Annotated in this window: 30 protein-coding genes and 1 tRNA gene; 14 read left to right on the top strand and 17 right to left on the bottom strand. The window is 65.2% G+C overall.

Features of this window, described 5'->3' with window-relative positions:
- Window positions 1-30 precede the first annotated feature (30 nt).
- Entirely contained in the window at window positions 31-582 is a 552-nt protein-coding gene (locus tag MB818_RS00150; RefSeq protein WP_238903415.1) for an LOG family protein, read from the top strand.
- On the opposite strand, the gene rarD is transcribed toward MB818_RS00150, so the two are convergent.
- From rarD to MB818_RS00135, 3 genes are all read right to left on the bottom strand, one after another.
- On the bottom strand, window positions 519-1439 hold the full coding sequence (gene rarD, locus MB818_RS00145; RefSeq protein ID WP_234136321.1) for an EamA family transporter RarD: 921 nt from the start codon (window positions 1437-1439) through the stop codon (window positions 519-521). The two genes, MB818_RS00150 and rarD, sit on opposite strands and share 64 nt — an antisense overlap.
- A 75-nt stretch (window positions 1440-1514) precedes the next feature.
- Window positions 1515-2285 carry an enoyl-CoA hydratase-related protein gene (locus MB818_RS00140; RefSeq protein ID WP_234215911.1) on the bottom strand — a complete coding sequence of 257 codons (771 nt, stop codon included), beginning with the start codon at window positions 2283-2285 and terminating at the stop codon, window positions 1515-1517.
- Between the two features lie 137 nt (window positions 2286-2422).
- On the bottom strand, window positions 2423-3298 hold the full coding sequence (locus tag MB818_RS00135; protein WP_234166252.1) for a DMT family transporter: 876 nt from the start codon (window positions 3296-3298) through the stop codon (window positions 2423-2425).
- Window positions 3299-3397: 99 nt separating this feature from the next.
- Between MB818_RS00135 and MB818_RS00130 the strand changes: the two genes are divergently transcribed.
- Window positions 3398-4114, top strand: a complete 717-nt coding sequence (locus MB818_RS00130; protein WP_238903413.1) for an endonuclease/exonuclease/phosphatase family protein — start codon at window positions 3398-3400, stop codon at window positions 4112-4114.
- Between the two features lie 91 nt (window positions 4115-4205).
- Here MB818_RS00130 and MB818_RS00125 read toward each other — a convergent pair whose 3' ends face one another.
- Complete coding sequence (locus MB818_RS00125; protein ID WP_238903411.1) at window positions 4206-5318, bottom strand: anhydro-N-acetylmuramic acid kinase; 1113 nt, start codon at window positions 5316-5318, stop codon at window positions 4206-4208.
- A 62-nt stretch (window positions 5319-5380) separates the two neighbouring features.
- Here MB818_RS00125 and tyrS point away from each other — a divergent pair, with 62 nt between their 5' ends.
- Window positions 5381-6628, top strand: coding sequence for a tyrosine--tRNA ligase (gene tyrS / locus MB818_RS00120; RefSeq protein ID WP_238903409.1), 1248 nt, complete (start codon window positions 5381-5383; stop codon window positions 6626-6628).
- Between the two features lie 88 nt (window positions 6629-6716).
- Here tyrS and MB818_RS21925 read toward each other — a convergent pair whose 3' ends face one another.
- The gene (locus MB818_RS21925; protein WP_255699775.1) at window positions 6717-6839 is read right to left on the bottom strand and encodes a hypothetical protein; all 123 of its coding nucleotides are present in this window, start codon (window positions 6837-6839) and stop codon (window positions 6717-6719) included.
- A gap of 45 nt (window positions 6840-6884) precedes the next feature.
- On the opposite strand from MB818_RS21925, the gene MB818_RS00115 reads away from it, so the two are divergent.
- Together MB818_RS00115 and MB818_RS00110 are read left to right on the top strand one after the other, a co-directional pair.
- Window positions 6885-7787: a GNAT family N-acetyltransferase gene (locus tag MB818_RS00115; RefSeq protein ID WP_238903408.1), complete on the top strand. Its 903-nt coding sequence runs from the start codon at window positions 6885-6887 to the stop codon at window positions 7785-7787.
- Window positions 7788-7814: 27 nt separating this feature from the next.
- The gene (locus MB818_RS00110; protein ID WP_238903406.1) at window positions 7815-8570 is read left to right on the top strand and encodes a 3-hydroxyacyl-CoA dehydrogenase; all 756 of its coding nucleotides are present in this window, start codon (window positions 7815-7817) and stop codon (window positions 8568-8570) included.
- 21 nt (window positions 8571-8591) lie between these two features.
- Here MB818_RS00110 and MB818_RS00105 read toward each other — a convergent pair whose 3' ends face one another.
- From MB818_RS00105 to MB818_RS00095, 3 genes are all read right to left on the bottom strand, one after another.
- Complete coding sequence (locus MB818_RS00105; protein WP_238903404.1) at window positions 8592-10400, bottom strand: ABC-F family ATP-binding cassette domain-containing protein; 1809 nt, start codon at window positions 10398-10400, stop codon at window positions 8592-8594.
- A gap of 80 nt (window positions 10401-10480) precedes the next feature.
- Window positions 10481-11221 carry a GNAT family N-acetyltransferase gene (locus MB818_RS00100; RefSeq protein WP_234136312.1) on the bottom strand — a complete coding sequence of 247 codons (741 nt, stop codon included), beginning with the start codon at window positions 11219-11221 and terminating at the stop codon, window positions 10481-10483.
- An 86-nt stretch (window positions 11222-11307) separates the two neighbouring features.
- The gene (locus MB818_RS00095; RefSeq protein ID WP_234136311.1) at window positions 11308-11775 is read right to left on the bottom strand and encodes an outer membrane protein assembly factor BamE; all 468 of its coding nucleotides are present in this window, start codon (window positions 11773-11775) and stop codon (window positions 11308-11310) included.
- 84 nt (window positions 11776-11859) lie between these two features.
- Between MB818_RS00095 and MB818_RS00090 the strand changes: the two genes are divergently transcribed.
- The 8 genes from MB818_RS00090 to MB818_RS00055 all read left to right on the top strand — a co-directional run bounded on the left by MB818_RS00090 (window position 11860) and on the right by MB818_RS00055 (window position 17362).
- Window positions 11860-12399 carry a YceD family protein gene (locus tag MB818_RS00090; RefSeq protein WP_234136310.1) on the top strand — a complete coding sequence of 180 codons (540 nt, stop codon included), beginning with the start codon at window positions 11860-11862 and terminating at the stop codon, window positions 12397-12399.
- A 208-nt stretch (window positions 12400-12607) separates the two neighbouring features.
- Complete coding sequence (gene rpmF / locus MB818_RS00085; protein ID WP_011048200.1) at window positions 12608-12814, top strand: 50S ribosomal protein L32; 207 nt, start codon at window positions 12608-12610, stop codon at window positions 12812-12814.
- 24 nt (window positions 12815-12838) lie between these two features.
- Window positions 12839-13954 carry a phosphate acyltransferase PlsX gene (plsX, locus tag MB818_RS00080; RefSeq protein ID WP_234136309.1) on the top strand — a complete coding sequence of 372 codons (1116 nt, stop codon included), beginning with the start codon at window positions 12839-12841 and terminating at the stop codon, window positions 13952-13954.
- Between the two features lie 5 nt (window positions 13955-13959).
- Window positions 13960-14931 carry a beta-ketoacyl-ACP synthase III gene (locus MB818_RS00075; RefSeq protein WP_234136308.1) on the top strand — a complete coding sequence of 324 codons (972 nt, stop codon included), beginning with the start codon at window positions 13960-13962 and terminating at the stop codon, window positions 14929-14931.
- A gap of 84 nt (window positions 14932-15015) precedes the next feature.
- Window positions 15016-15318, top strand: coding sequence for an integration host factor subunit alpha (gene ihfA / locus MB818_RS00070; protein ID WP_234136307.1), 303 nt, complete (start codon window positions 15016-15018; stop codon window positions 15316-15318).
- 18 nt (window positions 15319-15336) lie between these two features.
- Complete coding sequence (locus tag MB818_RS00065; protein ID WP_238903402.1) at window positions 15337-16083, top strand: MerR family transcriptional regulator; 747 nt, start codon at window positions 15337-15339, stop codon at window positions 16081-16083.
- 61 nt (window positions 16084-16144) lie between these two features.
- Window positions 16145-16221 (top strand) — tRNA-Pro (locus MB818_RS00060).
- Window positions 16222-16282: 61 nt separating this feature from the next.
- Window positions 16283-17362: a 2'-deoxycytidine 5'-triphosphate deaminase gene (locus MB818_RS00055; RefSeq protein ID WP_234170939.1), complete on the top strand. Its 1080-nt coding sequence runs from the start codon at window positions 16283-16285 to the stop codon at window positions 17360-17362.
- A gap of 10 nt (window positions 17363-17372) precedes the next feature.
- Here MB818_RS00055 and MB818_RS00050 read toward each other — a convergent pair whose 3' ends face one another.
- The 7 genes from MB818_RS00050 to MB818_RS00020 all read right to left on the bottom strand — a co-directional run bounded on the left by MB818_RS00050 (window position 17373) and on the right by MB818_RS00020 (window position 24258).
- The gene (locus MB818_RS00050) at window positions 17373-17591 is read right to left on the bottom strand and encodes a hypothetical protein (RefSeq protein WP_234136304.1); all 219 of its coding nucleotides are present in this window, start codon (window positions 17589-17591) and stop codon (window positions 17373-17375) included.
- Window positions 17592-17659: 68 nt separating this feature from the next.
- Window positions 17660-18316 (bottom strand): SMC-Scp complex subunit ScpB, encoded by a 657-nt coding sequence (scpB, locus tag MB818_RS00045; RefSeq protein WP_238903395.1) that lies wholly within the window; start codon window positions 18314-18316, stop codon window positions 17660-17662.
- Window positions 18313-19104, bottom strand: coding sequence for a segregation and condensation protein A (locus tag MB818_RS00040; RefSeq protein ID WP_238903393.1), 792 nt, complete (start codon window positions 19102-19104; stop codon window positions 18313-18315). The genes scpB and MB818_RS00040 overlap by 4 nt, the downstream gene beginning before the upstream one ends.
- Window positions 19094-20101: a beta-N-acetylhexosaminidase gene (nagZ, locus tag MB818_RS00035; RefSeq protein ID WP_238903392.1), complete on the bottom strand. Its 1008-nt coding sequence runs from the start codon at window positions 20099-20101 to the stop codon at window positions 19094-19096. Before nagZ ends, MB818_RS00040 begins: the two co-directional genes overlap by 11 nt.
- On the bottom strand, window positions 20098-21189 hold the full coding sequence (locus MB818_RS00030) for an SPOR domain-containing protein (protein ID WP_238903390.1): 1092 nt from the start codon (window positions 21187-21189) through the stop codon (window positions 20098-20100). The genes nagZ and MB818_RS00030 overlap by 4 nt, the downstream gene beginning before the upstream one ends.
- A 94-nt stretch (window positions 21190-21283) precedes the next feature.
- Window positions 21284-23029 (bottom strand): arginine--tRNA ligase, encoded by a 1746-nt coding sequence (argS, locus tag MB818_RS00025; protein WP_234136299.1) that lies wholly within the window; start codon window positions 23027-23029, stop codon window positions 21284-21286.
- A gap of 71 nt (window positions 23030-23100) precedes the next feature.
- Window positions 23101-24258, bottom strand: a complete 1158-nt coding sequence (locus tag MB818_RS00020; RefSeq protein WP_234145451.1) for a deoxyguanosinetriphosphate triphosphohydrolase — start codon at window positions 24256-24258, stop codon at window positions 23101-23103.
- 75 nt (window positions 24259-24333) lie between these two features.
- Between MB818_RS00020 and MB818_RS00015 the strand changes: the two genes are divergently transcribed.
- The gene (locus tag MB818_RS00015; protein WP_234136297.1) at window positions 24334-24657 is read left to right on the top strand and encodes a HesB/IscA family protein; all 324 of its coding nucleotides are present in this window, start codon (window positions 24334-24336) and stop codon (window positions 24655-24657) included.
- 3 nt (window positions 24658-24660) lie between these two features.
- Here the strand turns inward: MB818_RS00015 and MB818_RS00010 are convergent, their stop codons facing one another.
- Both MB818_RS00010 and MB818_RS00005 read right to left on the bottom strand, forming a co-directional pair.
- Window positions 24661-25551, bottom strand: coding sequence for a DMT family transporter (locus MB818_RS00010; RefSeq protein WP_234136296.1), 891 nt, complete (start codon window positions 25549-25551; stop codon window positions 24661-24663).
- Window positions 25548-26624 carry a DUF6902 family protein gene (locus MB818_RS00005; RefSeq protein ID WP_238903388.1) on the bottom strand — a complete coding sequence of 359 codons (1077 nt, stop codon included), beginning with the start codon at window positions 26622-26624 and terminating at the stop codon, window positions 25548-25550. The genes MB818_RS00010 and MB818_RS00005 overlap by 4 nt, the downstream gene beginning before the upstream one ends.
- Between the last annotated feature and the right edge of the window lie 202 nt (window positions 26625-26826).

Raw genomic sequence — 26826 nt, 5'->3', positions numbered from 1 at the left:
TCTGTTCACGGAATCCCGGAAAGGCCGCTCATGACCGTCAAATCCGTTTGTATCTATTGCGGATCGCGCGCCGGAGCAATGCCCGCCTATGCCGAGGCGGCCCGCCGGATGGGCGCCTTGCTGGCCGAGGCCGGCTGGCGGCTGGTCTATGGCGCCGGCGATGTGGGCCTGATGGGAGAAGTCGCGCGCGCCGCCCAGGCCGCCGGCGGCGAGACCTTTGGCGTGATCCCCGTGCACCTGCTGCGGCGCGAGGTCGGCAAGACCGATCTGAGCACCTTCGTCGTCACCGAAACCATGCACGAGCGCAAGAAGGTGATGATCATGAACGCCGACGCGGTGGTGGTACTGCCTGGCGGCCCCGGCTCGCTGGACGAGTTGTTCGAGGCGCTGACCTGGCGCCAGTTGGGCCTGCATGACAAGCCCATCCTGGTGATGAATGTGGACGGTTACTGGGACCCGTTGCGCACATTGATCGAGCGCACGGTGGACCAGGGCTTTGCCGATGCCTCGCTGGCGGATTACCTGACCTGGGTCGACAGGCCCGAAACCGCCATGGCGGCCCTGCGCGCCGCCCTGTCCTGACGGACCAGCGACAGCGAGAACACCGCCACCGCCCCCCAGATCAGCGCAAAGGCGATGCCGTGCCAGCGTGTGAAGGGCTCGCCAAAGATCACCACCGCGCACATGAATTGCAGGGTCGGGTTGATATATTGCAGCACGCCCACCGTCGACAGCGGCACCCGGCGCGCGGCATAGCTGAACAGGATCAGCGGGATCGCCGTCAGCGGCCCCGATCCGATCAACAGAAGAGAGGTGGCCAGATCGCCGCCAAACGCCCCCTGCCCGCGCAGATGGAACCAGGCCAGCACCGACAGGAACAGCGGCATCATGATCACGATCTCGGCCGTGACCGAGATCACCGGCCCCAGCGGCAGGAATTTCTTGACCGCGCCATAGAGCGCAAAGCTGCATGACAGGATCAGCGCCACCCAGGGTGCCACGCCCAGCCCCCAGGTCAGCAGGGCAACCGCCAGCGCCGCCAGCACCACTGCCAGCCATTGTCCGCCGCTCAGCCGCTCGCCGAACCAGAATCGTCCGATGAGCACCGCGATCAGCGGAAAGATGTAATAGCCCATCGAGGCCTCGGTGGCGTGTCCTAGCTGGATCGACAGGATGAAGACGAACCAGTTGAGCGAGATCATCACCGCCGCCAGCGCGATCAGCCCGGTCTGGCGCGGCCCGGCATAGGCGCGGCGCAACTCTCCCAGCCGCCCCTGCATCGCCAGATAGACACCGAACAGCAGGACAGACCAGAACGTGCGATGCGACAGCACCTCGGGCGGGGGCACATGCGCGAGCAGCTTGTAATAGAGCGGCGAAAGACCCCAGACCAGACAGGTCCCGATCATCGCCAGAATACCGCGCCCGCGCTCGTCCATGCCCTGCCCCGCCCCTGCCTGTTTACCGCGCGGTGATGCCCCGCCCGGCACCGCTTGGCAAGCGCGAGTTGTGTCTCAGTCGGTCCAGTCCAGATGGCGGCGGCCCGGGTCCATGAAATGCTCGACCATGACCGGGGTTGCCAGCGCATAGGCCTCTTCCAGCGGCAGGTCCAGATGCCGGTCCAGCGTTTCAAGCCCGCGCCGCAGCGGAGCCTGGTTGCGCGCCGCCAGCGTGCCTGCCAGATCGGCCACATGCGCTGCCAGCGCCGCCTCGGGCAGGATACGGTTGATCAGCCCCGCCGCCAGCGCCCAATCGGCGTCATAGGTGGCCCCGCTCAGCGCCATCTCGGTAACCGCGCGGCGCCCGATCACCCGTGACACGGCCACCGCGGGCGTGGTGCAAAACCCGCCATTCTGCACCCCGGGCAGGCAGAATCGCGCAGCAGGAGAGGCATAGGCCAGATCGCAGGCCGCCATCAGTTGCAGACCGGCGGCGGTTGCGATCCCCTCGACCATGGCGATGGTGGGCTTGGGGCAGCGCGCCAGATCCAGCATCAGCGCGCTGCACGCCTCAAACAGGTCGGTGACGAAGGCCCGCCCCTCGTCCGGGTCGGCCCGGTGACGCGCGATTTCCTTCAGGTCGTGGCCCGCACAAAAGATGCGCCCCGGCCCGTGAATCACCATCACATGGACCCGGTCATCTGCCATTGCTCGCCGCACCGTCTCATGCAGCGCCTCGATCATCGCCCGCGACAATGGATGGGCCGGCGCCCGGCCCAGCGTCAGAGTCAAAACCCCGGCCTCCAGTGTCCTGCCCACCAGTGGTTCCTGCGGCATCTCGATCATGCACTCTACCTCCAGGTCGCAGAATGCCCTCTGCAACTCCACCTGGCCAGCCCCTTCATTTTGCTCAAAAGAACTCCGGTGGAGGTGAAAGACTCCTCGATCTCATTGTCTGAGGCAGCACCCATGCCCTGCCCAGCTCAGCGCCTGTTGATCAGCACGATCCCCGCCGCCACCAGTCCCAGCGCCAGCCACACCAAAAGCCCCACCTGCTCGCCCAACAGCAGCCAGCCCAGTATCACCGCCAGCACCGGCGACAGAAAGCTGAACGAGGCAACGCCGTTGGCCCGGTAAACGGCCAGCAGCCGGAACCAGATCAGGAAGCCCAGGCCCACCACGCCAACCGCCTGAAACATCAGGCCGGCCCAATGCAGCAGCTCGGGCGTGCGCAGGGTCTCACCCGTCAGCGGCGCCAGCAACAGCAGCAGCGGCGCCGAGATCACCAGCTGGCTCATCAGCTGCATCTCTGCCGGTACCTGACCCAGCGGTGTCAGCCGCACCCCCAGCGCGATCGCCGCCCAGCACATGGCAGCAAACATGGCCAGCACGTCGCCCAAAAGGCTTACATGTGCGGCATCGCGCTCTATCAGCGCCAGCACCACCCCGCCCATGGCCAGCACCAGCCCCAGCACCCGCATGCCCGAAAGCCGTTCGCCAGGCAGCAGCAGATGTCCGCCCAGCGCCAGCCAGACCGGCATCGAATAGAACAGGATCGAGACTCGCGAGACCGAGGTCAGATCAAGCGCGGCAAACAGCGCCATGAACTCGACGGTAAAGAGCAGCCCGGTGATCAGCGCCCCCATAAGGGCCGCGCGCGGAAATGCGATGGGTTTGCGCAACAGGCGCATCCAGACCAGCACAAAGACCAGCGCCAGGGTTGAGCGCAGCCCGGCCTGGAACAGCGGGCCAAAGCCACCGCCAGTGATCTTGATCACCACCTGATTGAAGGCCAACAGCGCGGCAATGCCAATCAGGGCGGCCGCTCCGGCCGCATCGACGGGACGTTTCTCTTCCATCCGCCCACAGGAAGGCCGGGTCCTGCACATGTCAAGCAGATCCCGCGAACGGCCCCTTGCACCCCGCCGCGCGCTGCCGCATGACGGGGGACAGGATCCATGACGCAAACGATGACGATAGCCCCGACGCTGCGCCTTGCCAGCTACAACATCCAGAAATGCGTGGGCCTCGACCTGCGCCGCCAGCCGCGCCGTATCCTTCAGGTACTGGGGGCGCTCGGCGCCGATATCGCCGTGCTGCAAGAGGCCGACAAACGCCTGCCGCCGCGTCCCGCCGCCCTGCCGCATTTCGTGCTGGAGGAGGCCGGCTGGAACGTGGTGGACCTGGGCGGCGCCGGATCGCTGGGCTGGCACGGCAATGCGGTGATCTGGAAGGGCGCCGGCATCACCCAGCTTGCGAGCGCCCATCACGACCTGCCGGGATTCGAGCCGCGCGGCGCGGTGCGGGTCGAGTTCGATACCCCAATCGGATCGCTGCGGGTTCTGGGCCTGCATCTTGGCCTGCTCGCGGCCTCGCGCCGGGACCAGATCGTGCATCTCGCCCACGATCTGGAGCGGTTGCCGCCGATGCCCACGGTCTGGGCCGGCGATTTCAACGAATGGTCGCGCCAGCCGGTGCTGGACCATCTGGCGCCGATGCTGCGCTTCCTTCCGGCCCGGCCCAGCTTTCCGGCGCCGCGTCCGCTGGGGGCTTTGGACCGGATCGCGCACAGCCCGGAGCTGAGTGCCGTTGCGCATGGCGTCTTTGCCGAGCGTCCCGCCCCCATCGCCTCGGATCACCTGCCGGTCTGGGCCGATCTCACGCGTCCGGACTGACAACCCTCAAACGGCGCACAGGCTTCTTTCTGCTCGGACATTTTTCCCGGGGGGGCGAAAAAATTCGACGAATTTTTTCAGCAGCACCCCGTCATGCCTCATCCGGCAGGCTGACGATGCCGCCGCCCACCAGCGCGCCCACACCAGTGGTGCCGGGGCACGAGGTCGGCAGGCCGCGCGCCACCCGCACCGCCAGATAGGCGAAGGCCTGCGCCTCGAGCATGTCGCCGTCCAGACCAACACTTTCGACCGGTTCAACCGGACAATCCAGCGAGACTTGCAACATCTCCATCAGCACCGGGTTATGCCGCCCGCCGCCGGTGACCAGCACTCGCGCAGGCGGACGCGGGCAATGTTCCATCCCCTGCGCCACCGCTGCCGCGCACATACCCGTCAGCGTCGCCACCGCGTCGCTGTCGCTGAGCTCGGACACCAGCCCGATCATCTCGGCAAAATCATTTCGGTCCAGCGACTTGGGCGGCATTCTTGCAAAATAGGGCTCGGCCAGGAACAGCTCCAGCGCGCCGGTCTCCACGGTCCCGCCGCGCGCCACCGCGCCGCCCTCGTCCATCGGCAGACCCAGCCGCGCCTGCATCAGATCGTTGACCGGCGCATTGGCCGGACCGGTGTCAAAGGCCAACAGAGCGCCGGGCACCTCGGGCCGGTCAAAACCCGGGTCCACATAGGTCAGGTTGCCCACTCCACCGAGGTTCAGAAAACACAAGGGCTCGGTTGCGCCGATCCACTTGGCACAGGCAAAATGAAAGAACGGCGCCAAAGGCGCGCCCTCTCCGCCCAGTTGAACATCGTCGCTGCGGAAATCCCAGACCACCGGCCGCCCCAGGGCGGCGGCAAGGGCCGCGCCATCGCCAACTTGCAATGTACCCCGCCCGCGCGGCTCATGCGCCAGGGTCTGGCCGTGAAACCCCACCAGATCGACGCCCTCGAACCCGGCCAGCGCCTGCACATGGGCCCGCGTCACAAGATCGCCCGCCGCCTCGACCTCTGGCCCGGCCCAACGCCCCAGCCCGGCGCGCAGCACGCTGCGTTCCTCCGCCGAATAGGCGCGGTACCCCACCGGCCCAAACCCAAAAATCGTCAGACCATCGGTCTCGACCACCGCCGCATCGACCCCGTCCAGCGACGTGCCCGACATCGCCCCCAGCGCCGTGACCGGCCCCTCTCGCCCGATGGCCCTCTTCATGGCCTTTTCCTTTGTTCAACTGCCGCCTATAAGTGCCCCGCAATCCAACCCCGAGGCAAGACATGACCTACCATCCCAAATCGGATTTCATCGCGGTGATGATGGAGCGCGGCTTTCTCGCCGACTGCACCGATTACCAGGGCCTCGACGAGGCGCTGATCAAGGGATGCCAGCCCGGCTATATCGGCTTTGACGCCACCGCCAAATCGCTGCATGTGGGCAGCCTGATCCAGATCATGATGCTGCGCTGGCTGCAAAAGACCGGGCACAAGCCGATCACGCTGATGGGCGGCGGCACCACCAAGGTGGGCGACCCATCTTTCCGCGCCGACGAACGCCCGCTGCTGACGCCCGCCCAGATCGACGAGAATATCGCCGGGATCCGCAAGGTATTCGCCGCCTATATCGACTATGACAGTGGCGCCGAGAACGCGGCACTGATGCTCAACAATGACGAATGGCTGGCCGATCTGAACTATCTCGATTTCCTGCGCGATATCGGGCGGCACTTCTCGGTCAACCGGATGCTCAGCTTCGAGAGCGTGAAATCCCGCCTTGACCGCGAACAGTCGCTCAGCTTCCTCGAATTCAACTACATGATCCTGCAAGCCTATGATTTCATGGAGCTGAACCGCCGCTATGGCTGCATCCTGCAAATGGGCGGCTCGGACCAGTGGGGCAATATCGTCAACGGCATCGACCTGACCCGCCGGGTGATCGATCACGAGGTCTATGGCCTCACCTCGCCGCTGCTGACCACCTCTGACGGCAAGAAGATGGGCAAGAGCCAGGACGGTGCCGTCTGGCTCAACCCCGACATGCGGTCGCCTTACGAATTCTGGCAGTTCTGGCGCAACACCACCGATGCCGATGTGGGCCGGTTCCTCAAGCTCTATACCGAGCTTCCGGTGGACGAATGCGACCGCCTGGGTGCCCTGGCGGGCTCCGAGATCAACGCCGCCAAGGTGATCCTCGCGAACGAGGTCACCGCCCTTTGTCACGGGGCCGAGGCGGCGGCGGCGGCCGAGGCCACCGCCCGTGAAGTGTTCGAAAAGGGCGGTATCGGCAACGACCTGCCCACGCTGACGCTGGGCGCCGCCGACCTGCCCGCCTCCATCGTGCAGCTGATCGTCAAGACCGGCCTTGCCAAATCCGGCAAGGAGGCCAAGCGCCTTATCGCCGAGGACGGCGCCCGTCTGAACGACGCGCCGCTGACCGATGCGGGGATGATGATCGAGGCGGGTGACCTCACCCAGCCGATCAAGCTCAGCGCCGGCAAGAAACGTCACGCGCTGGTACAGCTGGCGTAAAACAACCGCCCCTTCATTTCGCCCCAAATACTCCGGGGGTGAGGCCCGCAAGGGCCGAGGGGGCAGCGCCCCCTTGCCCCGACGGGGCTCAGAACAGGGCCATACCCCCCAAACCCAGCAGCAGCACAGCGGACAGGATCGCCGCCAGCAAGGCGGTGACCGCCCGCGTCGGTCTCGGGGCGGCGATCCCCTGGCCAAATACCCGTTTCATACACGCATTAACCCGGTCTTAGGTTTCAAACCGGTTAATCGCGCCATGTGCGACACCCCCGCCCCCGATGCGCCCCCCTTGCAGCAAAGCGCCGAATTCGCCGCCGCACTGGCGCTTTGCGGCCAGCGGGCGGCGCGACTGGATGACGGAACACTGGTGCTGACTCGGCGCATTGGCGGGCTGCCCATCGCCCTGCTCAGCCGTGCCCGGCTTGCCCCGCCGACCCTGCCCGGCCTGCTCGCCCGCGCCGGGTTGCGCCGCAGCCTGATCCTGATGAACCCGGACACACCCTGCCCGGGTCTCGATCGGCTGGGGGCGGTGCCATTGATCACCCCGGCCCATGTGGCTGAACTGGATCTCACCGGCGATCTGATGGCGGGGCTGCAACAGAAATGGCGCAACCGCCTGCGCCATGCCCGCGGCCAGGGCCTGCGCGTGACCCAAGGCCCGCTGCCGCTGGACCCCGCGCATTGGCTGCTCATCGCCGAGGCCGCGCAACAACGCGCACGCGGCTATCGCAACTGGCCCATCGCCCTGACGCTGGCCCATGCGCGCGCCAATCCCGGCGCGGCGCAGCTGTTCACAGCCCACCAAAGCGGCACCCCCGTCGCGGGCCTGTTGATCCTGCGCCATGGTACAGCCGCCAGCTATCACATCGGCCACAGCACCCCGGCGGGCCGGGCCGCCAGCGCCCAGACCCTGCTGATGTGGCAGGCGATGACATGGCTCGCGGCCCAAGGCGCGACCCGGCTTGACCTCGGCCCGGTGGAGACCGAGCAGACCCCCGGCCTGACCCGGTTCAAGCTGGGCACCGGCGCCCGCGCCCGCCCCCTCGGCGGCACCTGGGCCTGGTGGCCGCCTATGGGCAAAACGTTGCGTCCGCTGGCCTGGCTCGACCGCAGGCGCATGCAACAAAGCTGGACAGACGCCCCCGCCCCGGATTATTGAACATATGTTCATATCAGGGAGAGGCCCATGCAACTCGACACAACCGCAGCCGTGATCACCGGCGGCGCCTCCGGTCTGGGCGAGGCAACCGCCCGCTTTTTCGCCGAGAACGGCGCGCAGGTGACTATCCTCGACCGCGATGCCGAACGCGGTGAGAAGGTCGCCGCCGAGATCGGCGGGCATTTTGCCCAGACCGACGTGACCAGCGAGGACTCGGTCGCCGCCGCCATCGCCCACGCCATGGAGAAGATGGGCAAGATCACCGCCGCGGTGAACTGCGCCGGTATCGCCTATGGCATCAAGACGGTGGGCAAGGAAGGCGCGCATCCCCTGGACGCCTTCCAGCGCACCATCGACATCAACCTGGTCGGCAGCTTCAACGTCGCGCGCCTGGCCGCCGTCGAGATGGCAAAGAACGAACCCGAACCGGATGGCGCGCGCGGCGTGATCATCAACACCGCCTCGGTCGCGGCCTTTGACGGGCAAAAGGGCCAGGTGGCCTATTCCGCCTCCAAGGGTGGCGTTGTGGGCATGACCCTGCCGATGGCGCGCGATCTGGCCTCGACCGGGATTCGGGTGATGACCATCGCACCCGGCATCTTCCTGACGCCGATGCTGATGGGCCTGCCTGAAGAGGTGCGCGCAGGTCTGGCCGCCGATGTGCCGAATCCCGCCCGCCTGGGAGACCCGCGCGAATACGGCCGTCTGGCCGGGTTCATCGTCGAGATGGGCTATCTCAACGGCGAGGTGATCCGCCTCGACGGCGCGCTGCGGATGCGCTGAGCCTTTGGCCCGTGGCCGGGCTTACCCGGCCTCGGCCTTTTCTTCCAGCGTCAGCCATTCCTCTTCGGCGGCAGAGAGTTTCTCTTGCCGCTGCACCAGCGCTTCGGTCGCTTTCTGGAACTTGACCGGCTCACGGGTATAAAGCTCGGGGTCGGCCATCAGTTCCTGCAACTTGGCAATCTCGGCTTCAAGTCGGGCGATCTCGGCCGGCAGCGCCTCGAGCCGGTGCTTTTCCGAGAAGGTGAGGCCCGATTTCGGCTTCACCTCTTGCTTTGCCTTTGGCGCAGAAGGTTTTGATTTCACATCTTCTTTCGGCGCATCCTCGCCCCGTTGCGCGCGATAGTCCGTCCAGCCTCCGGCATAGACCACGGCGCGGCCATCCCCCTCCATTGCAACCGTGGTAGTGGCGACGCGGTCGAGGAAATCGCGGTCGTGGCTGACCAGCAGCACGGTGCCGTCGTAATCGTCCAGAATTTCCTGCAACAGGTCGAGCGTCTCCACATCCAGGTCGTTGGTCGGTTCGTCCAGCACCAGCACATTCGAGGGTTTCGCCATCAGCCGCGCCAGCAACAGCCGCGCCTTTTCACCGCCCGAGAGCGACTTCACCGCCGCCCGCGCCTGGCGTTCGTCGAACAAGAAATCCTTGAGATAGGCGACCACATGTTTGGGCTGGCCGCGTACCATGACCTGATCGGCCTTGCCCGACACGCGCATCTCGGGGTCGCTGGTCAGGCTGTCCCACAGGCTCATCTCGGGGTCGAGCTGGGCGCGGGTCTGGTCGAATACCGCGATCTCCAGATTGGTGCCCAGCCGAACGGTGCCGCTGTCCGGTTCGACCTGGCCCAGCAGCATCTTGAGCACGGTGGTCTTGCCCACCCCATTGGGACCGACAAAGGCGACCCGGTCGCTGCGCAACACGGTCAGGTCCAGCCCGCGCAGGATGGGCTTGCCATCGAACGCCTTGGTCAGGCCCTGCGCCTCGATCACCTTGCGGCCCGATTTCGGACCCGCATCCAGCGACATCGCCGCCGTGCCCTGACGCTTGATCTGCGAGGCGCGTTCGGCCCGCAACGCCTGAAGCGCGCGCACCCGGCCCTGGTTGCGCTTGCGCCGGGCGCTGATGCCTTCGACCGCCCAGCGGCTTTCGGATTTGATCAGCCGGTTCAGCTTGTGCCGGGCGGTGTCCTCATCCTCCCAGACCTTGTCACGCCAAGCCTCGAAATCCTCGAACCCGCGCTCTTGCCGACGCACCATTCCCCTGTCGATCCAAAGGGTTGCACGCGTCAGTGCACGCAAAAACGCACGGTCGTGCGAGATCAGGACAAAGGCGGCGCGGGTGGCCGATAGCTCGCGCTCGAGCCAGCCGATTGCCTCGATATCCAGATGGTTGGTCGGCTCGTCCAGCAACATCAGCTCGGGCGCCTCGGCCATCAGCTTGGCCAGCGCGGCGCGGCGCCGCTCGCCGCCCGAGGCGGTCTCGACCGCGCGGGCGGGGTCGAATTTCAGCCCCTCACCGGCGCGCTCGACCTTGTAAAGCTCGCCCGGCTCCAGCCCGCTCGCGGCGTAATCGCCCAGCGTGGCAAACCCGGTCATGGTCGGGTCCTGCTCCATGTATCCGACCGACTTGCCGGGCGGGATCACGATCTCGCCCGCGTCGGGTTCGACCAGCCCGGCCATCACCTTCATCAGGGTGGATTTGCCCGACCCGTTGCGCCCGACAAGCGCCACGCGGTCGCCCGGCTGAACCACCAGATCGAGATCGGAAAATACCGGCTCGCCGCCGAAGGTCAGCGAGATACCGGTCATCTGCAACAGAGGAATACGTGCCATGCCCGCCAGCTAAACCGCGCCCCGCATGGCGTCAACGCCCCTTGTGTGCCCTCCAGGCTCAGGACCCAACAATCCTGAGCCTAGCCCGCCACTGCCCGCAACAGCCGCTTGCGGGCGGGCGGGATCGCGCCGATCTCGAGCCCGGTAAACACATGCAGCGTGTTCATCTGCCGGTCCACCACCGCGTGGTCGCTGACCCAGCCGCCCATCAGCAGATAGGTCCTTAGCAGCGGCGGCATGCGCAGCATCGCCTTCTTGGCGTCGGGCTTGCGCCGCAGGCGGGCGGCGAATCGGAACACGTCGGGCGCCTTGACCCGCGGCAGCCAGCGCTTGGGCGCCAGATGACGGTGCTTCAGCATCGCGAAGGCATCAAGATAATCGGCCGTCTCGGTCCCGGCGAAAGAAGAGCAGCCAAACAGCATCTGCACCCCGGTGCGGTCGACAAAGGCGGTCATAGCCCCCCAGGCCACGCGCAGGATATCGGCGTCGTGATGATCGGGATGGATGCAGAACCGGCCCATCTCGACCATGCGGCCCTCGAAGCTTTGCAGCCCCGCCAACTCGTAGAATTGCGCCGAATAGCTGCGCCCGATCTCGGCACCGCCCTCCATCGTCAGCATGCGAAAGCAGCAGACCAGCGCAGCGCCCTGTCGCATGTCCTCGACCAGAATGTGGTCGCAGAGAGAGTCGAACCGGTCCCGGTCGGGTGTCGCGGTACGAAAGGCCCGTGTCCGCAGCGCCTGAGCCGCGGCGATATCCGCAGGCCCCTGCGCCAGACGCGCGCGATAGCGGCCTTTGCTCAACAGTACGGTATCCGGCATCACGCGGCCCTCCACTGAACAGGTCAAACCTAGTGGGCCGACCCCTAGCACACAAGATGTGACGCCGGGGTGACAGGTCTTGCCGATCAGTTGATCACGTTGGCGGGGTTGAAACTGCCCAAGTTGCCCAGCAGCTGGCGGATAAAGGTCTTGTCCTCGACGCTGGAGCTGGTCACGCGCCGTTCCAGAGGGATGACCCGCCCGTCTTCCAGCCCGTAGCGCTCGATATTGCGGACCACGCCGCGCTGGTCAAAGCTGATCGCCACCAGTTCGCGCGAGACAACCTGCGGCGCGCGGGCGCCGTAATGGCGCATGCGACTGGCCACATAGTAATAGCCGCTTTCGTTCAACAGACCCGAGGAACTGGGGGTGCCCACGGCCTCGACCACGCTGTCGCGGGTATCGACACCGACCTGGATCGCGGCCAGCTCCTCGGCAGTGGGTACATAGCCGTGATTGCGGTAGATGGCGGTACAGGCGGTCAGCGCACCGACGGTGAGGCCAATAGCCACGATGCGGAACACCGGTTTCAGCAGCCCTGCGGTCTTTGACATTCCTGCCCCCTTGCCTTGGCCTTGCGCGCCTTTTATCCCGATTACAGAAACCTTTGCTCCGGTTCAACAGACGAAAGCGCACCAATGTCCGACGAAACCGTGTTGCGGGTCGCAGATCTGCCACAAAACAGCGTTACCGCCTTCGACCTGCGCCCCGGTCCTGCCCGACTGGCCGAGATCGCCCAGGATCTGGGTCTGGACGGCCTGCGCAAGCTGCGATTCAGCGGCACGATCCGGGCCGAGGGCAAGCGGGACTGGCGGCTTGAGGCCGAGTTGGGCGCCACCGTGATCCAGCCCTGCGTCGTCACGCTGGACCCGGTCACCACCCGCATCGACACCCGGCTGACCCGGCTGTTTCTTGCCGATTGGACCGAGCCGGACGCGGAAGAGGCCGAAATGGCCACCGAGGATGACGAGGCCGAACCGCTGCGCGCGACCATCGACCTGGACGCCGTAATGAGCGAGGCACTCGCGCTGAATCTGCCCGCCTATCCCCGCAAAGAGGGCGTCGAGCTGGGCCAGGCGGGCTTCACCGAGCCGGGAAAACAGGCAATGACGGACGAGGAAACCCGCCCCTTTGCCGGGCTGGCCGCGCTGCGCGAAACCCTCAAAAAAGACTCATGACAAGGGCGGTGAAACCTGCCATAGGGAGCGGTCAGAAAAACCCCTTGAACGTGGCGAGAATCGCAGTATTTTCGCGCGCTCAATCGGATTTAGGGTTGGACAATGCGAAGGCCGCGGCCTAAACGCTCGTCACGCCTTCTGGGAAACGAAGAATGAAACCGGCCTGCGGCGCTGTCTGCGGCCCTTAGTTAAGACAAAGGTTGAGACAATGGCTGTCCAACAGAACAAAGTATCCAAATCGCGTCGCAACATGCGCCGTGCGCATGACGCCCTGGTTGCTGCCAACCCGAACGAATGTGGCAATTGCGGCGAGCTGAAGCGCCCGCACCACGTCTGCGCCGCCTGCGGCCACTACGACGACCGCGAGGTTGTTGCCCAGGCCGACGAGATCGAGCTGGACGAAGACGCGGCCTAAGCCCGATCTGGAGCAGGCCACGGCATGACGGCTCAACCCGATCAGACCGGCAGTGCGTCCGGACAGATCATCATCTCGGTTGACGCCATGGGCGGGGACGCGGGTCCCTCGGTCGTGGTGGCAGGCATTGCGAAATCGGCAAAGAAGAATCCCGAAGTGGGGTTCATTCTGCACGGCCCCGAAGACAGGCTGAGAAAGCTGGTCGCCAAGCGGCGCGTTCTGGACGGACGCGTCGTTTTTCGTGATTGCGCCGATGTGGTCACGATGGAGGACAAGCCCAGCCAGGTCGTGCGCAACGGCAAGAACACCTCGATGTGGTCGACGCTGGAATCGGTGCGCAGTGGCGAAGCCGCCGGCGCGGTCAGCTGCGGCAATACCGGGGCGCTGATGGCGCTCAGCATGTTGCGGTTGCGGCGTTTGCCGGGGGTGACCCGCCCGGCCATTGCGATTCTATTCCCCTCGGGCAATCCGCAGGGGTTCAACGTGCTGCTGGACGCGGGTGCCGATATCCGCGCCGATGCCCGCGACCTGCTGCAATATGCGCTGATGGGCGCCTCCTATGCCCGCAACGGCATGAACCTGCCCCGCCCCCGTGTCGGCCTGCTCAACGTCGGGACCGAGGAACACAAGGGCAAGGCCGAGCTGAAAGAGGCGCAGGCCCTGATCGCCGATTATGCCGAACGCGCCAATTACGAATTCGTAGGATTCGTCGAAGGCAGCGACATCCCCGGCAAGCGCTGTGACGTGATCGTGACCGACGGGTTCACCGGCAATGTTGCGATCAAGACCGGCGAAGGCACCGCCCGCATGATCGGCTCGCTGTTGCGCGAGGCCTTCAAATACTCGCCGCTGTCGCGGCTGGCCTCGCTGCTCGCGGTGACCTCGCTCCAGCGGCTCAGCAAGCGGATCGACCCGCGCCGCGTGAATGGCGGCGTATTCCTGGGGCTGAACGGTACCGTGATCAAGTCGCATGGCAGCGCCGATGCCACCGGTATCTCGGCGGCGGTCAAGCTTGCGTTCACTCTCGCGCAATCAGGTTTTGCTGAGCGGCTGGCTGCCCGGGTTGCATCCGCCGCCGCCCTTACCCAAGATGAACCAGCCCCAGCCGGGGCCCAGGCAGAAGAACAAGAAAGCAGGTAAAATCAATGGCAGGCCGCGCAGTTGTCAGAGGTGTCGGGCACTATCTTCCCGAACAGATCGTTCCCAACGCGGCATTCGAGAAAACCCTGGATACGACCGACGAATGGATTCGGACCCGGTCGGGGATCGAACGGCGCCATTTCGCCGCCAAGGACGAGACGACATCGGACCTTGCCACCCGTGCCGCAGAGGCCGCGCTGGCCGATGCTGGGATGACCGCCGACCAACTGGATGCCATCGTTCTGGCAACTTCGACCGCCGACCTCACTTTTCCGTCGGCGGCCACGATGGTTCAGGCGCGGCTGGGGATGACCAATGGCTATGCCTTTGACGTACAAGCGGTTTGCGCGGGATTCGTCTATGCGCTGAGCAACGCCAACGCACTGATCGTGTCGGGTCAGGCCAAGCGGGTACTGGTGATCGGCGCCGAAACCTTCAGCCGGATCATGGACTGGACCGATCGTTCGACCTGCGTGCTGTTCGGTGATGGCGCCGGCGCGCTGGTGCTGGAATATGAAGAGGCCGCAGGCACCCCGCAGGACCGGGGGATCCTGTCGGTCGATCTGAATTCCGACGGCCGCTACAAGGACCTGCTTTACGTCGATGGAGGCGTGTCGACCCAGACCACCGGCCATCTGCGCATGCAGGGCAACCAGGTTTTCCGCCATGCTGTCGAGAAGCTGGCCCAGACCGCCGAGACCGCTCTGGGCAAGGCCGGGCTGAGCAGCGCCGATGTGGACTGGATCGTGCCGCATCAGGCCAATATCCGTATCATCCAGGGTACCGCCAAGAAGATGGGCCTGCCGATGGACAAGGTCGTGGTGACGGTGCAGGACCATGGCAACACCTCGGCCGCCTCGATTCCGCTGGCGCTGTCGGTGGGCAAGGCGCGCGGCCAGATCAAGACCGGCGATCTGGTCGTGACCGAAGCAATCGGCGGCGGCCTGGCCTGGGGTGCGGTGGTTCTGCGCTGGTAGCGGCCTATCCTGCGCTTTGCAATTCATTGATATTGACAGGGAATTTCCTGACCCCCTATGCTTTGTCAGCAACAGGGGGTCGGCATGAGTGACAAAACTCTCACAAGGATGGATTTGAGCGAGGCGGTTTTCCGCGAAGTGGGCCTGTCGCGCAATGAAAGCGCACAGCTGGTGGAAAGCATGCTGAACCACATGTCCGACGCGCTGGTGCGCGGCGAACAGGTGAAGATCTCGTCCTTCGGCACCTTCAGCGTGCGGGACAAATCCGCCCGGATCGGGCGCAATCCCAAGACCGGCGAGGAAGTCCCGATCCAGCCGCGCCGGGTCCTGACCTTTCGCCCTTCGCACCTGATGAAGGAGCGGGTTGCCGCCGGAAACCGCAAGTAAATCAAAGGGTCCGTTTTCATGAGCAAATCGCCCGACGCCTTTCGCACCATCTCGGAAGTCGCGGAATGGCTGGGGGTGCAGGCCCATGTACTGCGGTTCTGGGAAAGCAAGTTCAGCCAGGTCAAACCGGTCAAGCGTGCCGGTGGGCGCCGTTATTACCGGCCCGCGGACATGCAGTTGCTGGGTGGCATCAAAAAGCTGCTGCATGACGATGGCATGACCATCAAGGGCGTGCAGAAACTGTTGCGAGAACAGGGCGTCGCCCATGTTTCGGGCCAATCGCAGGATCTGGAGGATTCGGCCTCTCCGAGCCCGCAAAGTGGCGGCAACGTGGTCCGGTTCAATGCCCAGCCCTCTGACAGGGACAGCGCCATACAGTTCGACATGGACCTGGGCGAACCTGTCCCGACCGAGGTTCTGCAAAAGATCGTCGCCGATTCGTCCCCCGCCCCGTCTGAGGACGACGAAGAGGACGAGACCCCCGGAGATGTCGAGATTCTGTCTGCGCCCGAGCCGGCTGTGGACCCTGTTCAGAACAAGACCCCCGAGGATGCGGTCGAAGACACCCCCCCGCAAGAGGCCGACGCACCGCCCCGTCCACTTGCCATCGAAGTGGCCGATGTCCCCGCCGACGATGACATCGAGGCAGAGCCGGGCCTGCTGACGGCACTTGCTGAAATCCACGACCTGCCCGCCGCTGCGCAGTCCGGCATCCTTCCTCTGGCCACCAAGTTGCAGAGCTGGCTGGACCGGCAGGCGGGATAAGAAAAAAGGGTATGTTTTCCTCTTGCCCCTGCCGGGAAAACCGGTATGAACACCACATCGTCGGGCTATGGCGCAGCCTGGTAGCGCGTCCGTCTGGGGGACGGAAGGTCGCAGGTTCGAGTCCTGCTAGCCCGACCAAATCACACCGACGTAACGAAAAAATGGCAGACCAGGGCCTCTGGACCGCGGAGGGAACGGGATGACCGGCGTGTGCCCGAACCAGCAGATCGAGGCAATGATCGCAGGCGGAGAAATCCGTGCCGAACCGCCGGTTCTGCCTGAACAGATCCAACCCGCCAGCCTGGATTTGCGCCTGGGCGCCGTGGCGTATCGCGTCCGGGCCTCGTTTCTGGCGGGGGCCGGCCACAGCGTTGCCGACCGTCTGGCCGAGTTCGAGATGCACCGGATCGACCTCAGTCAGGGCGCGGTTCTGGAAAAGGGCTGCGTCTATCTGGTGCCGCTGATGGAATCGCTGGCCCTGCCCGCTGAAATCAACGCCGTTGCCAATGCCAAAAGCTCGACCGGACGGCTGGACCTCTTGACCCGGACCATCACCGATGGCGGCACCGAATTCGACCGTATTCCTGCGGGCTACACCGGCCCGCTTTATGCAGAAATCTGCCCCCGCTCGTTTTCCGTGCTGGTGCGGCCCGGAATGCGGTTGAACCAGATCCGGTTCCGGCGCGGTCAGGCGGTGCTGGACGATACCGCCCTGCGCGCGCTGCATGCCGAGATGCCGCTGGTCGATGGCCCGGCCGTCATTCAGGACGGTCTTGGCTTCTCGGTCGATCTGCGCCTGCCGGGCAGCGATCTGGTGGGATATCGGGCCAAGCCGCATACCGGTGTCATCGACCTGGAGCGGATCGGCGCTTATGATCCGGCGGAATACTGGGAGGAGGTACGCAGCCGAGATGGCCGCATCATTCTCGATCCCGGTGCGTTCTACATCCTCGTGAGCCGCGAGGCGGTGCATATCCCGCCGCTCTATGCCGCCGAAATGGCGCCCTATCTGGCCATGGTGGGAGAATTCAGGGTACATTACGCGGGCTTCTTCGATCCCGGTTTCGGCCATGCGCAGGCCGGAGGCGCCGGTTCGCGCGGGGTGCTTGAGGTGCGCTGTCACGAAGCGCCATTCGTGCTGGAGCACGGGCAGATCGTTGGACGGCTGGTCTATGAAAAGATGGCCGAACAGCCCACCCAGCTATACGGCGCGGGCATCGCGTCGAATTATCAGGGCCAGGGGCTGAAGCTGTCGAAACACTTCAAGACCCCCCAATAACCCTCTGGCACTACAGCTCTTGTTCGTTTCGAGCCGCGCGACGCGCCTGGCGCATCTGACGGATCCGCTCGCGCTCGGGATCGGGTTCCGGTTGGTGTTGCGGCGGCGGAGCCTTGCGCGATTTGCGCCCCAGATTCGACATCGCGTCAAAGCCCGCATTGACGCCGCCATTCACCGCCCGGCGCACCACCGTGCGGACGATCATGTCGATCAGCTGGTTCACGTTCATGATTTTTTCCTCTTTGCTGCCCGGGCAGAGACATAGCATCGAATTTGGGAAATTTCAGGGCCTCGGCATCAATCTTCTTCAAAAAGCTCGGATTGACCTTCGTTCTCCTCGCCCTCTTCACGGGCCTCGGCAATCGGCAAGGCGCCCGGCGGGGGGCGGTTTTCCAGCAACCCGGCGGCGCGCAGTTCTTTCAGTCCCGGCAGGTCGCGGGCGCTTTCCAGCCCGAAATGGTCCAGGAAATGCGGCGTCACCACAAAGGTGACCGGGCGGCCCGGTGTCATCCGGCGGCGGCCCAGACGGATCCACTCCATCTCCAGCAACTGGTCGATGGTGCCCCGGCTGACCGAGACGCCCCGGATCTCTTCGATCTCGGTCCGGGTCACCGGCTGGTGGTAGGCGATGATCGCCAGCGTCTCGATCGCCGCGCGCGACAGTTTGCGGGTCTCGACCGTTTCCTTCTGCATCAGAAAGCCGAGGTCGGGCGCGGTGCGGATGGCCCAGCCCTCGCCCACCTGCACCACCCGCACGCCGCGCCCCTCGTAGCGTTTGCGCAGCATTTCAAGCGCCCGGGCCGGGTCGCTGCCATGGGGCATGCGCGCGGCCAGATCGCCAACACCCACCGGATCGGGGCTGGCAAACAGCACCGCCTCGACCATGCGTTCCTGTTCCGCCAGCGGCGGCGCCTCGAACAGGCTTTCGGTGCTTTCCTCGGGCGCGTCACTCATGTCTCGGTATCTTTCTTGCGCAGGTGGATCGGGGCGAAGAGCTCGCTTTGCCGGATTTCCAGTTGGCCCTCCTTGACCAGCTGCAACGAGGCGGCAAAAGTCGCCGCCGTGGCCGAGCGGCGGCGCACCGGGTCCTTGCCCCAGCCTTCGGGCAGATAGCTGGCCATGTCCGTCCAGCTGCCGGCGAAGCCGATCAGCCCGCGCATCCGTTCCAGCGCCTGTTCCATCGTATAGACCTTGTCGCGATCCATCACGAAGGGGCGGAATTCGTCGCGGGTGCGGATGCGGGCATAGGCCTGCATCAGGTCCAGCAGCGAGGCGGAATAGGTCACGGTGCGGATACGGGCGATATCCTCGCCCTTGCCCCGGCGGAAAAAGTCGCGCCCCAGCTGGTCGCGCCCCATCAGCCGCGCGGCGGCATCGCGCATCGCCTGCAAACGCTCCAGCTGAAAGGCCAGATGCGCAGCCAGTTCCTCGCCCGAGGGGCCGTCCTCGTCGGGGTCGGGGGGCAAGAGCAGGCGGGATTTCAGAAAGGCCAGCCAGGCCGCCATCACCAGGTAATCGGCGGCCAGTTCGATGCGCAGCGCCTTGGCGCGTTCGACAAAGGCCAGGTATTGCCGTGCCAGTTCCAGCACCGAGATCTTGCGCAGATCCACCTTTTGCGTGCGCGACAGGGTCAAGAGCAGGTCCAGCGGCCCCTCGAACCCGTCCACATCGACGATCAGCGCCTCGGCGGCCAGCCGGTCGGCAACCGAGGTCGGTTCTTCGCTGAAAAGGTTATCCGTCATACACCTGCCCGCCCATGAGGCGAGATAGTTCCGCCTCGGCGGCAGGGATGTCAAGTTCCCCCGGCGGCTGACGCAGGGCCAGCGCCCGTTCTGCTCGCGCCTGGGCCTCGGCACGCATCCGGCCAGCAGCCCCGGCAGCGGCGGCGCGCTCGGCCAGGGTCTGATTGCAGACCAGCGCCACGTCGCATCCGGCGGCCAGCGCCTGTGCGGTCTTGTCGGCGATCGAGCCTGCCAGCGCCTTCATCGAGATATCGTCGGTCATGATCAGGCCCTGAAACCCGATCCGTTCGCGGATCAGCGCCATCATCACCGGCGAGATGGTGGCGGGGCGCGGGTCGATCCGGTCATAGACCAGATGCGCCGTCATCCCCATCGGCATATCGTTCAACGCGCGAAACGGGGCAAAGTCGGTGCTATCCAGCGCCTCGGCCCCAAGCGCCACATGCGGCAGGTCATGGTGGCTGTCCAGCGTGGCGCGGCCATGGCCGGGCATATGTTTGACCACCGGCAGCACGCCGCCGTCCAGATGCCCCTGCGCCACGGCACGGCCCAGCCGGGCCACGGTTTCCGGGTCAGAGCCGTAACAGCGGTTGCGCAGGAACGGATGGGTGTCGTCGCGCGCCAGATCGAGCATCGGGGCGCAGTTGCTGTCGATCCCCACCGCGCGCAGCTCATGCGCGATCAGCCGGGCGCGCAGATACATCGCGCGCTCGGCGCCTGTGCCAGCCCGCGCCACATGATCGAGCGGGGGGAGCCAGTTGCGTGCCAGCGGCGGGCGCAGACGCTGCACCCGGCCACCTTCCTGATCGACGGTGATCACGCAGTCGCGGCCCACCGCATCGCGCATCTCTGCGCACAGCGCGCGGACCTGATCGGCGCTGTCGACATTGCGGGCAAACAGGATGAAGCCAAATGGATCGGCCTCGCGAAACAGGGCCTTTTCATCGGCGCTAAGCCTCAGCCCCTCGGCATCGAGGATGGTGGCGCCATAGCTCACCGGGTGGTGACCGGGATACAGTCGGCGCGCTCGGCCACCAGAACCGAGCAGAAATGCCGGGCCTCGGCAAGATCGTCGAACCCGGCGGCGCGCAGGCGATAGAAAGTGCGCCCGCCGCTCGAGGCCTCCTGGATCACCCGCTGCTTGCCGTCGAGATATTCACCAAACCGGCCATTCAGCCGGTCCCATTCCGCCCGCGCGATCTCGGGGCTGTCATAGGCGCCCAGCTGGGCCAGGCGTGTGCCCACCGGCAGGCTGGCCGGGTCCAGATCCACCGCGGTGGCGGCGCCAACAGCGGCGGTCACTGCCGCGTTCATGGCCGCGCGTGCCTCGATCTCGGCCGGAACCGAGCGCTGCGGCCGGGTCTGGGGACGCAGCGACCGGGCAACGCCGGGTTCGTCCACCAGTGCAAGTTGCGGGTTCTCGGCCAGCAGGTCGGCCGGGTCGATGGCGGGCAAAGGTTCGGGCTGTTCGATCGAGGCGGTGCGGCTGGCGCCCTCGTCCAGCAGGGCGCTCTCGCGCGCGTCCAGCGGCGCGGTGCCTTCGGTCAGTTCCGCCACCAGCCTGTCGATATCGCCATTGCGAAACGCCTCGACGGCTTCGGGATCGGCCGCATCGACCTCAAGCGAAGCAGGGGTCGGACGCAACTCGTCCATCGGCAGGTCCTCTTCGCTTAGCGACACAGGGCGCGGCGCCAGAACCAGACGGTCGGCGGGCGGCGCGGCGCTGCCCGCGGCGGCCACGGTGTTGACGGCAAGGCCCTGATGATCGGCGGGGGTACCACCGGGTTTGTCAGGCTGGATGCGCATCGGCCCCTCGACCGCGCGCACGACCGGGACACCGCTGACATCGCGCATCACCAGCTTGTAGCCCCAGATACCGATGCCCACGACCAGCGCCAACGATCCGACCGCACCCGCCACGCTGATCGCGCGGGCAAGACCCGGTCGCGCGGGTGCATGACCGTAATCTTCGCCCATGTCCTCGGCAAGGGCCTCGTCCTCGACGTCCAGCCCCATGCCAGGCATCTGATAGCTATACTGCACCTGGTTCGGGTTCACGTGACCCGTGTAATCGAAACTCGCCATATCCGCCTCACTGCCCTGTCGCGCAATTCGTTGATCACGCGAAGGAATTTCTTGAAACTGCCTCGGCCGACGGTTTGGGCGGTGTTATTTCGAGTTACCGCATCTCCTCCGCCGGAGTGACGCCAAGAATAGCAAGACCGGCTGAAATCACAACCGCCACCGAACGGGCCAGCGCGATTTTTGCCTGGCTTGTGCCTTCATCACCATCCTGGATGAATCTGAGCTCGACCAGATCGTTGCCGCGGTTCCAGAGCGCGTGAAAATCTCCTGCAAGCTCATAGAGATAGAAGGCGATCCGATGCGGCTCGTTGGTGCGGGCCGCGATCTCGACCAGACGTGGCCATTCTGCCAGTTTACGCATGACGGCCAGTTCCGCTTCGTGGCCCAAAAGGCCCAGATCGGCCGCGCGCAGCGCCGCATCCGAGGTGTCGATCCCCGCCTCGGCAGCCCGCCGCAACACCGATGAGACCCGCGCATGGGCGTATTGCACGTAGAACACCGGGTTTTCGCGGCTCTGCTCCAGCACCTTGTCAAAATCGAAATCCAGCGGCGCATCGTTCTTGCGGGTCAGCATGACAAAGCGCGTCACATCCGGACCAACCTGTTCGACCACGTCGCGCAGGGTGACGAAGTTGCCTGCCCGTTTCGACATCTTGAACGGCTCGCCATTCTTCCACAGCTTGACCAGCTGACACAGCTTGATGTCGAGCGGCACACGCCCGTCCGACAGGGCCGAAACGGCGGCCTTCATCCGTTTGACATAGCCGCCATGATCGGCGCCAAACACATCAATAAGCGCGTCGAAGCCCCTGGAAACCTTGTCATAATGATAAGCGATATCGGGGGCGAAATAGGTCCATGCGCCATCCGATTTCATGATCGGCCGGTCCACGTCATCGCCATGTTCGGTGGATTTGAACAGGGTCTGCTCGCGCGGCTCCCAATCCTCGGGCAGCTTGCCCTTGGGCGGCTCCAGCGTGCCGCGATAGATCAGCCCCTTGGCGCGCAGACTGTCGATCGCCGCCTCGATCCGGCCCGTGCCATAGAGCGACTTTTCCGAATAGAACACATCCATCTGAACCCCGAGCTGGGCCAGATCGGCGCGGATCAGATCCATCATCGCATCGGTGGCAAAGTTGCGGATGTCCTCCAGCCAGACCTCTTCGGGTTGGCCGACATAGGCGTCGCCCACCTTGTCCTTGAGCGCCTGACCGACCTCGACCAGGTACTCGCCGGGATAGGTGCCATCGGCAAACTCCACCGCCTGGCCATGCGCCTCGAGATAGCGCAGATAGACCGAGCGGGCGAGCACGTCGACCTGGGCGCCGCCATCGTTGATGTAATATTCGCGCGTCACCTGATAGCCGGCGTAATCCAGCAGGCTGGCCAGCGCATCACCGAACACCGCGCCCCTTGTGTGGCCCACATGCAGCGGGCCGGTGGGGTTGGCGCTGACATATTCCACGTTGACCTTCTTGCCCTGCCCCATGTCCGAGCGGCCATAGGCGGTGCCGTCTTGCAGCACGGTGCCGACGACCCGCTGCCAGACGGGGGCGGCCAGGGTAAGGTTGAGAAAGCCGGGCCCGGCCACTTCGGCCTTGGCCACGCGGTCATCGGCGGCCAGCCGGGTGGCCAGCGCCTCGGCGATGTCGCGGGGTTTCTGGCCGGCGGGCTTGGCCAGCACCATGGCGGCGTTGGTGGCCATGTCGCCATGGGCGGCATCGCGCGGCGGTTCGACCGCCACATTGGCGAAATCGAGACCCTGGGGCAGCGCGCCCTCGGCCTGCATCTGGTCCAGCGCCTCCAGAACGAGGCCGCGCATCTCGGTAAAGAGGTTCATCTCGGCATCCTTTTGCTTGACTGGCGGTTTACCACGCAAACCGCCAAGGTCAATGCAGCCCGGCGCGCGCGTCAGTGCCGGATCGGTTCGCTACCCGTCAGCCGCGCATGGTCCTGCAAGGCAAAGCGGTCGGTCATGCCCGAGACATAATCGGACACGATCCGCGCCAGCGCGGTCTCGTCCGGGGCGGCGTCGATTTCACCATGCCAGTGTTTCGGCATTTGCCGGGGATCGTTCAGATAGATCGGAAAGAGTTCCTCGACCACCCGCGCCACCTGTTCGCGCACCACCATGACCGAAGGCGCGCGATACATGCGGGTGAACAAAAAGGCCCTGATCTGGCGCAGATCGGACCAGAGCGCATCCGAAAACCGGATCACCGGGCGGCCCAGATGGCGGATATCCTCAACGCTTTCGGCCCCCGACCCGGCCAGCGCCGCGCGCGACGTGTCGATCACATCGGCCACCATCACGCCGAACACCCGCCTCAGCGCCTCGTGCCTCCGGCGATAGGCATCGGTATCGGGATAGGTGCGGTCGACCTCGGCATAACAGTCGCCGACAATGGGCAGTTCGGCGATCTCGTCATCACTGAACAGCCCGGCGCGCAACCCGTCATGCAGGTCGTGATTGTTATAGGCGATATCGTCGGACAGGGCGGCCACCTGCGCCTCGGCGCTGGCATGGGTGGCCAATTCCAGATCAAAGGCGGCGTTGCATTCCGCCAGCGCCCAGGGCAGCGGCCCGGTGACCGGGCCGTTATGCTTGGCAATCGCCTCAAGCGTTTCCCAGGTCAGGTTCAGCCCGTCAAAGGCGGCGTAATGCCGTTCCAGCCGGGTGACGATGCGAATGGCCTGGGCGTTGTGGTCGAACCCGCCATAGGGTTCCATCAGCGCGTGCAGCGCATCCTCGCCGGTATGGCCAAAGGGCGTGTGGCCCAGATCATGGGCCAGCGCCACCGCCTCGGTCAGTTCCGGGTTCAGCCCCAGCGCCCCCGCGATAGTGCGCGCCACCTGCGCCACCTCGATCGAATGGGTCAGCCGGGTGCGATAACTGTCACCCTCATGTTCGACAAAGACCTGGGTCTTGTGCTTCAGCCTGCGAAAGGCGCTGGCATGGATGATCCGGTCGCGATCACGCTGGAAACAGGAGCGAAAGCCGCTTTCCTCTTCGGCCACCAGCCGCCCGCGCGCGCGGCCCGGATCCGAGGCAAACCCCGCTCTTTTCAATGGTCTCGTCCTTGTCGCCTGTCCCTGCCCCCTCTATATTGCAGGCTGCACCGGAAAGAAACCGTGGAGACCGCGATGCGCCTGCCCCCCAAAGTGACTGACCGCGCCTTTGCCCGGCTCGCCGAGATCGGCGCCGCGGATCAGGGCCAGGCGCTGCGCGTTGCGGTCGAAGGCGGCGGCTGTTCCGGCTTTCAGTACGAGATCGCCTTGGACGAACCCAAGTCCGACGATCTGGTGCTCGAAGGCCAGGGTCAGCGGGTGGTGGTCGACGCGGTATCGCTGCCGTTTCTGGAAAACGCCGTCATCGACTTTTCCGAAGAGCTGATCGGCGCCCGTTTCGTGATCGACAATCCGAACGCCACCGCCTCTTGCGGCTGCGGCACCTCGTTCTCGATCTGAACCTCAGGGATCGGTGCGCAGGCTCAGCTCCTCCTGCGCGCGCGTCGGGGTCATCTGATCCCAGATCAGATAGAGGCCCGAAACCATCACGATGGCAGCACCCAGCCAGGTCATCGGCGCGGGCCATTCGCCAAAGGCCAGCGCGCCCAGCGCCACCATCCAGACGAATTGCAGGTTCAACAGCGGCGTGACCACATAGGCCGCCAGCAGCCTGAGCGCGATCACCAGCAGCCAGCGCGCCAGGAACAACAGCGCTGCATAGGCCCCGACCCAGGCCAGATCCAGCATCGGCATCGGCACCCAGACAAAGGGCAGCGCCGCCGCCATGCTGAGCCCCAGCGCCAGGTTCGGATAGAATACCTGCGCCAGCGCGTTGCTTTCATGGCGGCCGATATAGCGCGACAGGATCAGAGAGAAGGTGCCCGTCACCACCCCGCCCAGCGCCCAGAGATGCCCCGCCCCGATGGCGCCGATGCCACCCGGCATCAGGCAAAGCACGCCCACAAATCCCGCCACCAGCGCGGCCCAGGCCGCCGGGCGGGCATGTTCGTCCAGCATCAGCCCCGACATCAGCGCCGCCACGATCGGCATCAGACCGATAAAGACAAAGACATCTGCAAAAGGCAGCAGCCGGAAGGTATGAAAGAAGCAGAGCGAGGCCACCACCGTTGCCAATGCCCGCAGCGCCATGGCGCGGGGGCAGACGGTTCTGAGCGCCCGCGTCCGGTTACCCCGCGCCGCCGCGAGGCTGATCGCTGCAACGATGAACCCCGAGATCGCGTAAAGCTGTGGCGCCGCATACCCTTGTGCGATGAGCTTGGTGATCGCGTCTGCCGACGAGATCACCGCGGTGTAGGCCAGAACCAGCCCTCCCCCTGTCAGGGCCAACCTCATACCGCCACCCGTAACAGTCCAGTGCGAGCAAAGCCGGCAAAGAAAGCGTCAAACCGGGGGCTGCTGGCCTCGGCCGCGCTCAGGATATCGTGGCCGGTCTCGGAGAGTTGTGCCGCGATTTGCGGACGCATCGAGCCCCAGTCACCGCTGCGTGCGGCGCCCATACGATAGATGCATTCGGAAATCTCTCGTAGCGGCCCGCCCCAATCGGTCGCCCGATGGAACGAGACCGGGCCTTGTGCCACGGCCTGATCAGGCGCGCCTCGCCCTGCCGCCAACCCGGCCCAGGCACATACCAGATACTCGTGATAATCGTCCCGCATCTCTGCCTGCGCTCCACTAAAAAGGGTAAAACCCCCTAACGCGCCCGCCAGCCAATCTTCCCAGATCGGCGAGGGCGTCGCTCCAGCATAGCGCATTGCGACACAGATTTCCGCTAAAAGATCCGCATTTTGCTCGAGATAGGCCAAAAGACCTGCAAATTCGAGGCTGACAAGCGCCTCGGCAGGTAGGTCCGGCGCACGCCGCCCATACTCGGAAAGGTAGAAAACGATATGGGTCAGCTCATAGGCCGCCTTCTTGTTGGGCAGAGCAAAGGTTTCTGAGCGGGCGATGAAATCATGTAAGCGGTCGGTCAGACCTGCGTCGCGCGACGTAAACTCGATGCCGCGTCGTGCCAGCAGGCGGCGCGCCTCGGCGCGTTGCAGATCCGACAGCTCGGCCTCGGGTAAGCCCTGCCCGGCCACCCATTCGGCCAGTTCGACGCCCATCTCGCCCGTCATCCCCAGATCCTCCAGATCTAGGCACAGTGACAACAGGAAGCGATAGTATTGGGGAAAAAAGCGCAGCCGTTCAGGCAACTCGCGGTAAAAGGTCAGATGCGGAGCCAAGGCCTCTTCGCCCGGCGCCTGGCCGGTACATTCCAATATATTCAGAAGCTCTGCGTTCTCCTTGAGCCAGAATACGTCGTCCCCAAAACGGCGATGGCTTGCAAAACCTTCGATCAGTGCCGCGAGCCCCCGAAGGGGCCCGAATCTTGGACGCCGGGCGTTCAGATGGATTACGTTCGACATGAGAATTCTCCCCTGTTTCGCGGCGCCCAACAAACGCCCGGCCTCTGTCTTGCCTTCGCTTAGCTGCCCGACGAGAACATCCGAGTACCTTCGCCCAGCTTGACCGCAACCGCGCCCACTTTCTCGCAGCTGGTCGAGAACATCTGAACGCCCTCGCCCGTGGCGGTGTCGGCGCCCGAGGCCTGGCAGCTGGTCGAGAACA

It is taken from the genome of Ruegeria alba, assembly GCF_022321465.1.
In the GTDB taxonomy this organism is placed as follows: domain Bacteria; phylum Pseudomonadota; class Alphaproteobacteria; order Rhodobacterales; family Rhodobacteraceae; genus Ruegeria_B; species Ruegeria_B alba.
Note: the sequence above shows the minus strand (reverse complement) of the source record. Positions and strands in the feature narration are given on the sequence as shown.